General features: G+C 52.3%; 9 protein-coding genes. 1 reads left to right on the forward strand and 8 read right to left on the reverse strand.

Annotated features, from left to right (window positions below; translation table 11 throughout):
• Window positions 1-51: 51 nt before the first annotated feature.
• The 7 genes from BW14_RS09455 to BW14_RS09485 form a co-directional block, all read right to left on the reverse strand.
• On the reverse strand, window positions 52-576 hold the full coding sequence (locus tag BW14_RS09455; RefSeq protein ID WP_258184968.1) for a serine acetyltransferase: 525 nt from the start codon (window positions 574-576) through the stop codon (window positions 52-54).
• A 32-nt stretch (window positions 577-608) separates the two neighbouring features.
• Window positions 609-1,439 carry an NAD(P)-dependent oxidoreductase gene (locus tag BW14_RS09460; protein ID WP_140462585.1) on the reverse strand — a complete coding sequence of 277 codons (831 nt, stop codon included), beginning with the start codon at window positions 1,437-1,439 and terminating at the stop codon, window positions 609-611.
• Between the two features lie 23 nt (window positions 1,440-1,462).
• Entirely contained in the window at window positions 1,463-2,527 is a 1,065-nt protein-coding gene (locus BW14_RS09465; protein WP_140462584.1) for a glycosyltransferase, read from the reverse strand.
• Between the two features lie 52 nt (window positions 2,528-2,579).
• On the reverse strand, window positions 2,580-3,812 hold the full coding sequence (locus BW14_RS09470; protein ID WP_140462643.1) for a nucleotide sugar dehydrogenase: 1,233 nt from the start codon (window positions 3,810-3,812) through the stop codon (window positions 2,580-2,582).
• Between the two features lie 92 nt (window positions 3,813-3,904).
• Window positions 3,905-5,005 (reverse strand): NAD-dependent epimerase/dehydratase family protein, encoded by a 1,101-nt coding sequence (locus BW14_RS09475; protein WP_308810412.1) that lies wholly within the window; start codon window positions 5,003-5,005, stop codon window positions 3,905-3,907.
• Window positions 4,989-6,287, reverse strand: a complete 1,299-nt coding sequence (locus BW14_RS09480; RefSeq protein WP_140462582.1) for a glycosyltransferase — start codon at window positions 6,285-6,287, stop codon at window positions 4,989-4,991. The genes BW14_RS09475 and BW14_RS09480 overlap by 17 nt, the downstream gene beginning before the upstream one ends.
• On the reverse strand, window positions 6,284-7,426 hold the full coding sequence (locus BW14_RS09485; protein ID WP_140490398.1) for a glycosyltransferase family 4 protein: 1,143 nt from the start codon (window positions 7,424-7,426) through the stop codon (window positions 6,284-6,286). Before BW14_RS09485 ends, BW14_RS09480 begins: the two co-directional genes overlap by 4 nt.
• 1,069 nt (window positions 7,427-8,495) lie before the next feature.
• On the opposite strand from BW14_RS09485, the gene BW14_RS09490 reads away from it, so the two are divergent.
• Window positions 8,496-9,944: an ATP-binding protein gene (locus BW14_RS09490; RefSeq protein WP_140490400.1), complete on the forward strand. Its 1,449-nt coding sequence runs from the start codon at window positions 8,496-8,498 to the stop codon at window positions 9,942-9,944.
• 170 nt (window positions 9,945-10,114) lie between these two features.
• Here BW14_RS09490 and BW14_RS09495 read toward each other — a convergent pair whose 3' ends face one another.
• Complete coding sequence (locus tag BW14_RS09495; RefSeq protein ID WP_181161738.1) at window positions 10,115-11,971, reverse strand: DUF4012 domain-containing protein; 1,857 nt, start codon at window positions 11,969-11,971, stop codon at window positions 10,115-10,117.
• Between the last annotated feature and the right edge of the window lie 63 nt (window positions 11,972-12,034).

Raw genomic sequence — 12,034 nt, forward strand, 5'->3', positions numbered from 1 at the left:
ATCATGATCCTCAACCCTGTATCCGCCTCTGCCCCTCGTGTCACGTCATTTTCAGTCGTTGTTGCATAAATCAACTTTGCTGTTAAGGTATCCTGCTGTGGCATTTTCCCTGTATTTGACAATACAAGGATTGCCAAATACCACAGAATGACTCGGAACATCACAATTCACATAAGAGCCGGGGGCGATCAGCACATCATCACCTATAACAATTTTTCCCACTATTGATGCGTTGATACCAACCCATACATCATTACCAAGCGTCGGAGCGCCTTTTCTTCTACCCCGATTTTCCTGTCCAATGACGACCCCACGATGAATGTTGACATTCCGTCCAATAACAGCTGCAGGATTAATGGTAATACAATACGGGTGCCCAATATACAGCCCACCACCAATTGCTGTTTTGTAGCTCAACTCTATGTAGTTTTTTTGTCGATACCAACGGAACAGCAACCGATACACCAGTTGCAAGGGTTTGAAATGGCATTCCTGACAACGGCGAAACAGCCTCTGGAATCTCGGCATTTTCTCAACGGCATATCGTCGCTTATCTTGTTCTAGCAAAACACCCATTTCAATCCCTCATTTTCTGTAGAAATAGGTAATCAACATTCAGCATCAAGAATTCTGGTGATCTTCGAGGCGTCGCCCCATACTGCTTTGGAGTCATACGGTCGATCGGGAAAAGCACCATACTTCAGCTTGATGAAGAATCCGTTCTCGCTTATGAAGCGCTCTACCCTATCAGCAAGTTTTTCGGGTTTACCTGAACAAATGTTGATGATTCCAAGTACCTCATCTTGATTAACGGCCGCAGCGACCTGATGACAGAAATCAGAATAATCAAGAAAATCATACTGATTCTGACCAGTGGTAAACGGGAACTCTTTCTTACCTTCGATCTCCGCCGCAACGATTTTCGAGAAAATGGAGCTACCATATTGGGTATTGCTAACGATGTAATAGCCGCGAAGCCACTGGAACTTTACATTGTTCTGTGACGCGATGGTCTTCAATGCATTACGAAGCGCATCCTTCGCGATGCCATACATGCTCATTGGCCAACATGGGGTGTGAGCATTGATACTTCCTTCATGGAAACCGATTTCATGCATCGATCCCATGCATGCCACCTGCTTGGTTCCAGACTCACACATTTTTTTCAGAAAAGCCACATGTTTGGGAAGATCTTCGAAATGCGCATTCGAATTGTGCACAAACCCGTCTCGCCATGCAAGATGCAGCACCACGTCAGGCTGGCCGAAGTGTGCGTACGGATCATCAATCGAGAAGATGTCATCAGGCATGCAACAAGCCGATGGATTCACATGGTCGCAAGCGAAATCAGTAGCAATAACATCGTTCCCTCGCTTAAGCAATTCATCGACCACGCCACATCCCAAATACCCGTTAGCGCCAGTAACCAGAATCTTCATCGTTTTCTCCTTAGTTTTATGTCTTATTTCGCTTGGATGGCCAAAAGCCATTGTTTCGAGATGGAATCGAGTGATAAACGTTCGCGCAGCCGTGCTCCAGCTTTGCTAAAGCGTTCTTGTATGCCCGGATCTCCAGCAACACTGCACATAGCAGCAACCAGGCGTTTCTTATCTCGCACCGGAACCAGATATCCATTTACACCATTATCGATGACCATACGAGCGCCACCAATTGGGCAGTCCGTAGCAATCGTCGGAATTCCTAATGCAATAGCTTCAATCATAGAATTCGAAAGTCCTTCAAAATCAGAAGAAATCACAAACATGGCGGCATCAGAAATACAGGCATGCACGTCCTTCCGAAAACCACAGAAATGAACACTGTTGCCGACTCCTCGGGATACCGCATACTGCTTTAGATCACTTTCCAACGCACCTTCGCCATAAATCTCGAAAGTATAATCAGGGAACCGCACGAGAAATTCCGCAAACGCATCAATGGCAAGCGGCAAATTTTTTTGCTCGTTCAGACGACAAACAGTAACTACACATTTGCTCCGTTCGCCTTCATAAGGTGAGGGTAGAACATCACTAAGAGGATTTAGAATAATCCTATACTTGTTAGCTGCATACTTAGGGTAATACTCGAGTGCATCCTTCGTTTGAAACACCACACAGTCAGCAAGCGTATACAGCCATGGATGAATGGCACAAATCAGTCGACGTTTTCCAAAAGCACGGTGCGGATCATTACGTTGAGAAATGATTACACGATTTGGCATACCAATACCAGCAAGCAGTGTAGACAAATTTTGATCATCCATGAAGGAAATAAAAACCGTCTTCGGCATTTCCTTCATTTTCGTTCGGATGGCTTTAATTTGACCAAAAAAATTGGGATTGCCAAGTGCACAAGACGTATCAATATGAACACGTTCATCTAAATCATATGCTACATGAGTTCCGTTAGTCAGAAACAGTGTGATGTCATGTCCATTATGCACAAACTCGTTAGCGAGTAGGGAAACAACACGCTCCGCACCACCACCGTTCATGCTTGGCATAACGAAGCAAATGCTTTCACTCATATTGGCATGTCCTTGCACTCATTGCTGGAATAATAGGAGATGGCTCTTTATTTCAGTCCCTGCGGAACAGATCGCGGGTGTAGACCTTGTCCTTCACGTCATCGAGGCAGGAATCATAACGATTGGCAACGATGGAGTGGGAGCGCTTCTTGAACTCGTCAAGGTCGTTGACAACCTCGGAACCGAAGAACGTGGTTCCGTTCTCGAGGGTCGGCTCGTAGATGATAACCGTAGCGCCCTTGGCCTTGATACGCTTCATCACGCCTTGGATGGAGCTCTGACGGAAGTTGTCGGAGTTGGACTTCATGGTCAGACGGTATACGCCAACCACAGTCTCATGCTCCTTGTTGGCATCCCACTCGCTGTTCGGGCCGTAGGCACCGGCGAGCTCGAGCACGCGATCGGCGATGAAGTCCTTGCGAGTGGCATTGGATTCCACGATGGCCTGGATGAGGTTCTCCGGGACATCCTGATAGTTGGCGAGCAGCTGCTTGGTGTCCTTCGGCAGGCAGTAACCGCCGTAGCCGAAGCTCGGGTTGTTGTAGTGGGTGCCGATGCGCGGATCCAGACATACGCCGTCGATGATCTCGCGGGTGTTGAGTCCCTTGGACTCCGCGTAAGTATCGAGCTCGTTGAAGTAGGAGACGCGCAACGCGAGGTAGGTGTTGGCGAACAGCTTCACGGCCTCGGCCTCGGTGAAGCCCATCAGCAGCGTGTGGATGTTCTCTTCGATGGCACCCTGCTGAAGCAGCTTGGCGAACGTCTTCGCGGCTTCCACGAGATGCTCATCGTCAGGATCGGTGCCCACCACGATACGGCTCGGGTACAGATTGTCGTACAGTGCCTTGGATTCACGGAGGAACTCGGGGCTGAAGATGATGTTCTTGGATCCGGTCTTTTCACGGATGGACTTCGTGTAGCCCACCGGAATCGTGGACTTGATGACCATGATGGCGTCCGGGTTGACCTTCATCACCAGATCGATAACAGCCTCGACGGCAGAGGTATCGAAGAAGTTCTTGGTGCTGTCATAGTTGGTAGGGGTCGCGATGATTACGAAATCGGCGTCGCGGTATGCGCTTTCGCCATCCAGCGTGGCGACGAGGTTCAGCTTCTTCTCGGCGAAGTACTTCTCGATGTAATCGTCCTGGATCGGGGACTTGCGGTTATTGATCATGTCGACCTTTGCCGGAACGATATCCACCGCGGTCACCTGATGGTGTTGGGCCAACAGCGTGGAGAGACTCAGGCCCACATAGCCGGTACCGGCAACGGCAATCTTCAACGAATCAAAATCCTTCATGTTCTTTCTTCTTCCTACCTATTCGGCTGTTACATTCAATCTATCGCAAATCCAGCAAAGCGGCAGTGCCGTTATCAGCGCCCGGCCTTGTCGATGTAGAAGGCTTTGTACCATTCGGCGAACCTGCGCAGCCCCTCACGCAGAGGCGTGGATGGCTTGTAGCCGTAATCACATTCCAACGCCTCCGTGTCCGCGTAAGTGACGGGCACATCGCCCGGCTGCATGGCGACCAGCTCTTTATGCGACTCAAAGTCATAATCCTCGGGCAGCACGCCGGCGCGAACCAGTTCCTCCTGAAGGATTGTCACGAATTCGAGCAGGTTCTCCGGATGACCGTTGCCGATGTTATACACGGCATATGGCGGGACAGGCAGACCGTCCTCGCCGGTCTTCTTTTCAGGGGCGCCTTGCATTACGCGCATCACGCCTTCGACGATATCGTCGACATAGGTGAAATCACGACGGCAATTGCCGTAGTTGAAAATCTTGATGACATCACCGGCAAGCAGCTTGTTCGTGAATCCGAAGTAGGCCATGTCCGGGCGACCAGCAGGACCGTACACCGTGAAGAAACGCAAGCCCGTGGAAGGAATGACATACAGCTTGGAATAGGCGTGCGCCAGCAGCTCGTCGGACTTCTTCGTGGCCGCATACAAGCTCACCGGATTATCGACCTTGTCATCCGTGGAGTACGGCACCTTCTTGTTCGAACCGTACACGGAGGAGCTGGAGGCGTACACGAGATGAGCCACGGGATAGTTGCGGCAGGCTTCCAGAATGTTGTAGAAGCCGATGAGGTTGGACTGGATATACGCGTCCGGATGCGTGATGGAGTAGCGCACGCCGGCCTGAGCGGCCAGATTCACGACCACCTTTGGATGGTATTGCTCGAAGAGACCGAACACCGCGTCCTTCTCTGCCAAATCGCCCTTGATGAACGTGAAGTTCTCATAATGCGACAGCTGCTCGAGACGGTGTTCCTTGAGCCTCACATCGTAATAGTCATTGACGTTATCGAAACCGATAACCCGAATGCCAGAAATGTCTTCGAGTAGGCGCTTCGCCAAATTCGATCCTATAAAACCAGCAGCTCCAGTGACTAGAACTGTGTTTTTTCGTAAATCAATCATATCCATTGTTTTTCCTCGGTATTTCGATTCAAGTGTTAGTTCCATTTTCTTGTAAACAACATGCATACAATTCTTCAAGAGCACGAATATAAGTGGATTGCAGCGTCCTTTGAGCAACATAGATGCCGCATTCCCGTTGCATGCTCAAATACAAACTTCCATCAAGCGCCGCTGCATGTAATAATGCACCGACCAAACTATGCATGTCACCGCTGTTAAAGCAAAAGCCGGTCTTGCCTTCCACCACGAGCTCTGGAATACCGCCGATGTTCGCGCCAATCACCGGAGTCTGTGCAGCCAAGGACTCCAAGCCGGAGTACGGCATGTTTTCACGCCATTCGGAGCACAGCACGCTGAAACGGGCGTTGCCCACCTCCCTTTGGAGTTCTTCGCCGGTCTTATAGCCGAGCAGCGCAATCCGCTGTGAAGCTTCCGGGCCCGCCTGTGCGATGAGATTCTCGATGGTTCCTCGCTCCGGACCATCACCCACGATATGTAACTTCCAATCCTGCGGCAGAGATTTGCCCGCGGCATCCAGGAATGCGCGGACCAACGTAAGAATGCCCTTTTCCTTGGAAAGCCGGCCGAAGAACAGGAAGTACGGCTCCACAGTATCGAACTTGGCGGTGTTCGTGACCTTGCGTGCCATCGCCATCTGGCTTTCTGTCAGGAAGTTCTGCATCGCAATGGTGCGCCCGGCATAGCCACCTTCATCAAGTTTGTTCTTCATGAACTCGCTTGGCGCGATGATCCGGTCGATCTTGTCGTAGCTGTGATGGTATTTCAGGAACTCGGCTTCAAGGAAGGCGAGTCCGCTCTTCGCCTTGGAACCTTTCACACAGGTATGCTCCACCGCATGGAAGAACCTGCGATCCAAGCAACGATCGCATACATTGCCGGAACCATCCACCATCGTGTAGGCGGGGCACAGCAGAATGTAATCGTGCGCGGTATACACCACCGGCACATGATGCTTCTTGAGGTACGGCGCATCCAAAATCGACAACGTGAGTTGACGATGCACGTTGTTCATATGGATCACATCCGGCTGAAATTCCTCCAGCAACGCCTCGAACTTGTGCTTCGACTCGAACGAATACACCAGTGTGGCGGCTTCCTTCGCCTGCTGGAACGCTGAAATTTTCCCGACGTAATCCTTTTCGGAGACGAAGTACTTGCTCCAATAGCTCGGCTCATTGTTCGGATGCTGCATGGAGAAGAACGCGACCTCGTGGCCGAGCGTCTTCAGCCCTTCGGCCAGCGCAAAGAAATAGGTCTCTGCGCCACCTTTGCGGTAGAAATACTTGTTGATCAGCAGGATCTTCATCGCGCATCGCTCCCTCGGTACAAAGTGAGCGTTGCGTCAACGACCTTGTCCCAGCTGTACTTCGCGGTCACATAGTCGGCGGCGCCCGCTTTCAGAGCTGCCACACGAGCGGGATCATTGATCAGTGCGGCAAGTGTTGCCCGAAGATCATCCGCGTCCCCCTTATGGAAGGTCACTGCATGGCCTCTCACAACCTCCGTGCACTCGGGAATATCGGAGGTCAGGCAGCAGTTGCCATAGCTCATGGCCTCCAGCAGACTCATTGGCATGCCTTCGAGATCGCTGGGTAACACGTATATATAGGCATTGCTGTACAGCTCTACAAGCTCCGCGCCTTGTATGAAGCCAGTGAGCACTATGCGCGAATCCGAGGTAGCAGCGGACTTGATTGACTCGTAATATTCAGCAGAGTCTGAGGAACCTCCGGCAATGACCAGCTTCTTATCAGTGTCCAGTTTCTTGAACGCCTCGATAAGATAATGCACACCCTTTTCTGGCACGATTCGGCCGAGGAACAGGATATAACCATCCTTGTTGAGACCATATTTATGCGTGATCACATCAGCCGGCATCGGTGTGCTGCGTTCCACTCCGTTCGGGATGAAGTGCACATCACGCCCATATGTGTCTTTGAAATACTGCTGCACATTGCGGCTGAGCACAATCACCTCATCCGCGCACTTCGCCGCAGTTCGCTCGCCGAACTTCAGATACCAAGACGCGAACCGTCCCCACTTCGCACGCTGCCAATCCAAGCCGTGGATCGTGGCCACGGTGCGGATGCCCGCCCAATGAGCCAATCGGAGCGGCACGCACGGGCCTTCCGCATGATAGTGAATCACGTCGGGGCGCGCTTTGATCGCCTTCAATGTGGCGAAGAACGAGGAGGTAAGAGCCGCCAGACCTTTTGCGTCAATGGTGGTCACCGGCACTACATGTACGCCCTTGTATTCATACGGTTCGCCAGAATGATTCGAGCTGCTGTCGAATTGCGCACCAGCCACGTTATGGCCTCTGCGGTTGTATACCACCACTTCGTGGCCGAGCGCCGCCATGCGAACGGCCAGCTCTTCCACGACGACCTCTACGCCACCCTCACGTGAGGGTATGCGCTTATGACCAATGAATGCGATTCTCAAACCGACACCCCGCACAACGCCGCGGAATCAAAACTGACATAAGCGCCGTTATCGGCAAAACGTCTCTCTTCCACGGAACATCCTTACTCAAACCAACGTTTTCCACGCATTACACGCGCACAAAACCTGTCCTTTATCCGTTCATACTATACCGTCGGGGGTACTCTGTACCAACCAATTCTTCCTTATCGGAAATCAGTATGCGGAAACGCGCCATACGGCATCAATGACCGCCAGTTTATCCGCGTCAAGTGAACGTCGAGTAGAAGCACATGGAAATCACGGCTTCAACTTTTGGACAGAACCTGCCCCAAAGGAGCATGAGACAGTATGACGCGCTTATCACTCAGGTAATCCAAGCGTCATACGGATATAAGCGGCATGCTCTCTGAGATACTCACGCAAATACGGAATCGCAAAATCCACCTTTCCGTACCCGCAATCCTCGATGACCTGCGTGGATTCTAAAAGAATCTAAAAGATTCTAAACCGAAGTGGTATGAGTGGAGCGGGTAAAGGAAGTACGTGAACATGCTAGAGCAGCACACAGAGCTGTTCTACGGCACGAATAGTCGCACGAGCATCAGCATCATGCGGACTACCCCTCAGACCCGCTTCGCGGGCCAGCTCGTCCTGCAATTGTGGACGCGCTTCGCGCGCGGTTTGCCAGCTCGCCTGTCGGCTCGCACAGCACCTACAAACAGCTCTGCTGTTTGCTTAACGGTGCTGTCCTGACAAGGGGAGCCGAGATCTACAAACAGCTCCGCTGTTACTTCACGGCAACATCCCGACAATGGGAGCCAAGACCGACGAACCTCGATGTCACGGCTCCGACAGCTCCAAACTACTGCACCAGAGCATGAGATTTCATTTGCCTGCCATTTGATTCTCTTTTGACTCGATGGGCATCTTGGTGGAGCCCGGCATGCAGAAATGGCGGAATTCCAACGAAATCTCATTTGCCTGCCATTTGATTCTCTTTTGATTTTAAAATCAAAAGAGGCTATTGTTTCTTAGGAGCCATTTAGGACTCTCGGATGTCGAACATCAATAGCCACAGGAGGCGAGCATGCCGGAAGATATCATCACCCTCATTACCGCACTCGCCAACCAGGACAGCGAAAACGAATGCCTCGAGTTCAAGCACGGGAACACCGACCCGAATCGAATCGGCCGCGATATCTCCGCATTGGCCAATTCAGCAGCCTTGCTGGGACACACCTTCGCATACAAGATATGGGGCATTGATGACACCACCCATGAGCTTATCGGCACCGCATTCAATCCTAAAGTCGCCAAAGTAGGCAATCAGGAACTGGAGCTATGGCTTCGGCAGCACTTATCCGACAATGCCGAGTTTCGTTTTGAATCCGTCGAAGCCTTCGGCAAGCATCTCGTCCTCTTACGCATATGGCCGGCCCAATACCGCCCTGTGCTTTGGCAAGGGTTGTCCTATATTCGCACCGGCTCCTCAACGCAGGAGCTCAAGCATAGCTCGAAACGGGAAGAGGAGCTGTGGAGTCGCACGCGTGCTGAAGTATTTGAACTTCAATACGCGCTAAGCGGGCTCACCGACGATGAAGTGCTCGGCAAACTAGACACCGACTGGTACCGACAAGAGTTCGGCATTCCACAGACCACGCCCACCGAGCAGACTCTGCATCTGCTTGCGAGCGAACATTTTATCTCCATCCAAGATTCAGGCCGATACTCCATTACCAATCTTGGCGCGTTGCTTTTCGCCCGGAATCTCAACGATTTTCCGACCGTCTCCCGTAAAGCGTTGCGAGTCATCCGGTACGAAGGCTCTTCCCCCATCGCACCATCGCGCAGCAAGACATTTGATTTCGGATACGCCAAATTGGATCTGATGCTTGAATACATCGAAGCGTTGCTTCCCGAACAAGAAGTCATCCAAGGGGCGCGCCGAATCACCCTGCGTGCATTCCCCCATACCGCATTGCGCGAGCTGACCGCCAATATGCTCATTCATCAGGATCTCTCCATCACTGGAGCCGGCCCAATGGTATGCATTTTTGACAATCGCATCGAATTCACTAATCCCGGACGCTCTTTAGTGGATGTCGCGAGACTGTTGAACGATCCCCCTCATTCACGCAATGAGAAAATGGCGGCCATATGCCGCCGCCTGCATCTGTGTGAAGAGGCCGGTTCCGGGTGGGACAAAGTGGTTCTCGACTGCGAGCAGCACCATCTCCCCGCCCCGGAAGTAGAAGAACCCGGAGACAACATGCGAGTGACCTTGACGCGGTCGACACCGTACCGCGAACTGACGCGCGAGCAACGTCTCGATGCCGCGTATTGGCATGCCTGCGTGCAATACGCGCAAAGATTGCCTATGACCAACACCAGTCTCCGAGAAAGATTCGCGCTCCCCCAAAGCGGCACATCACAGATATCCAGGCTTATCAAGGCCTGTTTGGATGAGAATCTCCTCAAAATCGCGGATCCCGATGCCGGAAAACGATATATACGTTATCTGCCGTATTGGGCATGAGATTTCATTTGCCCGCCATTTGCTTTTCTTTTGACTCGATGGGCATCTTGGTGGAGCTCGGCACGCAGAAACGGCGGAATTTCAACGAAATCTCATTTGCCTGCCGTTTGATTCTCTTTTGATTTTAAAATCAAAAGAGAATCTGGAGGCTCAATCTAGAGTCACAGGACTCAGTCGGTGCGGCCTTCCACTTGCGGCGTCTGGTAGACGTCAAGAGGCGTCTTGACGCCGGGTGCGAGCTCCACATGAATGGTCGCCTCATAGGATTCGCCCGGGTTCAACACGAACTTCTTGACGCCCACAGTCAACGTGTTATGCATGGTGACACCGTCATAGCTCTTGCCATCCGTGGACTTCCAGTCCACCAGACGACCGCCCGCCGGAGCGTATATGTACATTGCCGTATCAATCTGGCCGGCCTGCAAGCCATCCAGGAACGGCCCGACGATATACTTCGGTAACTGTCCCACCTCATCCTGTGTGAGCATGTTGGTGAGCTTCACATGCACCGTGTACTGATCGGCTCCATCAGGTGCCACCTTGTCGAACTTCACACTGACGCTGCGCTTCAAATACCAGTCCATCTTGGCTTGGGAAAGATCCGAGAAGAACACACCGACCTCAGGGGTAGAGGCCTCGGTCTTCAGCGCACCGGAAATCGGCGTATTGAGCAGCAGCTTCTGCTCATCCTCATGCGCGCTCCACACCTTCATATGCCCCTGACCCACCGACGTGGTCACAGCCTTCAAAAACGCCTTGCCATCCTTGGCGTTTTGCATGATGTGCTGGAACGACAAACCGGCAGCCTGCGCAAAATATGCATCCTGCTCGTCCTCCGACTTGTCGATATACACCTGATTAAGCAGGTATTGAGCAGTGTTTGCACCATCCAGTGTCACACCGTCAGGCAGCGTCAATCCTCCGCTCACCTTAAGCATGTTCTGCAGAAACACCGGGTCGATGGCAATGACGCCATCCACATCCTGCCCGGCATGCGCTTTCCACATGGCCTTGGATATCTCACCAGTACGCGGGAAATCAGGCGTGAAGTTCGTATCCACAGCGACACGACCAAGCTTATCGGTGTACAACGTTCGCTCTTCAGCAGTAAGCGGCAGCACCGGATCGGTAAACCATGGAATCTCGCCACCGGAAACAAACGGCTGCAGTTCCACCTTGCCGTTGCTTACGGTCATCACACCCCACGAACCAGGCAAACCGCCACCCGGTCGAATCTCGGAATTGGTCTGCGCCAGAATCAGATACGTGCGCGCCGAACCATCACTGCCAAGCATCTTCGGCGCCACCTGCACCGCGACGTTCGCATCATGCACCATGCCTGATAAGGTATGCAGATAATTCTGCGCCTTCTCCATGGCATCAGCCAATTGCCCGATATGAGGATCGGGGGCGCCAATCACATCCTTTTCGGCATCATCGATCACGTTATCGGCCGTCTGAAGCGACTCCGTATACTTGGTCAGGCCAGAGACATCGACAGTTCCGTCATTGACGGAGACATCACTCATATTCAGCGCTGCCGAAGCCTGCTTCAATGCAGGCATCGCCTGTGTAGAGATGTTCTCCATTGCGGTGACTGCAGTGCGCGCAGCAGTGATATCTGCACCATAATACGGAATACGGGCAGCCACACTCCAGAGCATAGAATTGGTCTGCTCATAGGCAGCGTTCGTATGCGCCGAGAATCGATTCATGGAGTCATTCAAAGCTGCCGTATCACCGCTGGAAAGCGAATCCTGCATATTCGAGGCCACCGCCACAGCCTGCTCGACTTCGCTTTTGACCTTCATGGCGGACCATCCGAACCATGCCGCAATTGCAGCAAAGAACAGCAGCAACACGCCCAGCACAATCAATGCCCGCCGAATTCGACGGCGACGCCGTATCCGTCGAATATGACGTGCACTCATACGGCGACGCCGGCGGTGATGCCGCTCCCCTCCCGGCTCATCCACCGGAGGCTTCGGGGGTTCCTGGCTCGCCGCGGAATCATCGGACGCCTTCATATAATGAAGGCTATTCGATTCATAGTCTGGTTTACCTGACTCCTCAGGTGCTGCTGCCATATC

This window comes from Bifidobacterium sp. UTBIF-68 (assembly GCF_006408855.1).
Lineage (GTDB): Bacteria > Actinomycetota > Actinomycetes > Actinomycetales > Bifidobacteriaceae > Bifidobacterium > Bifidobacterium reuteri.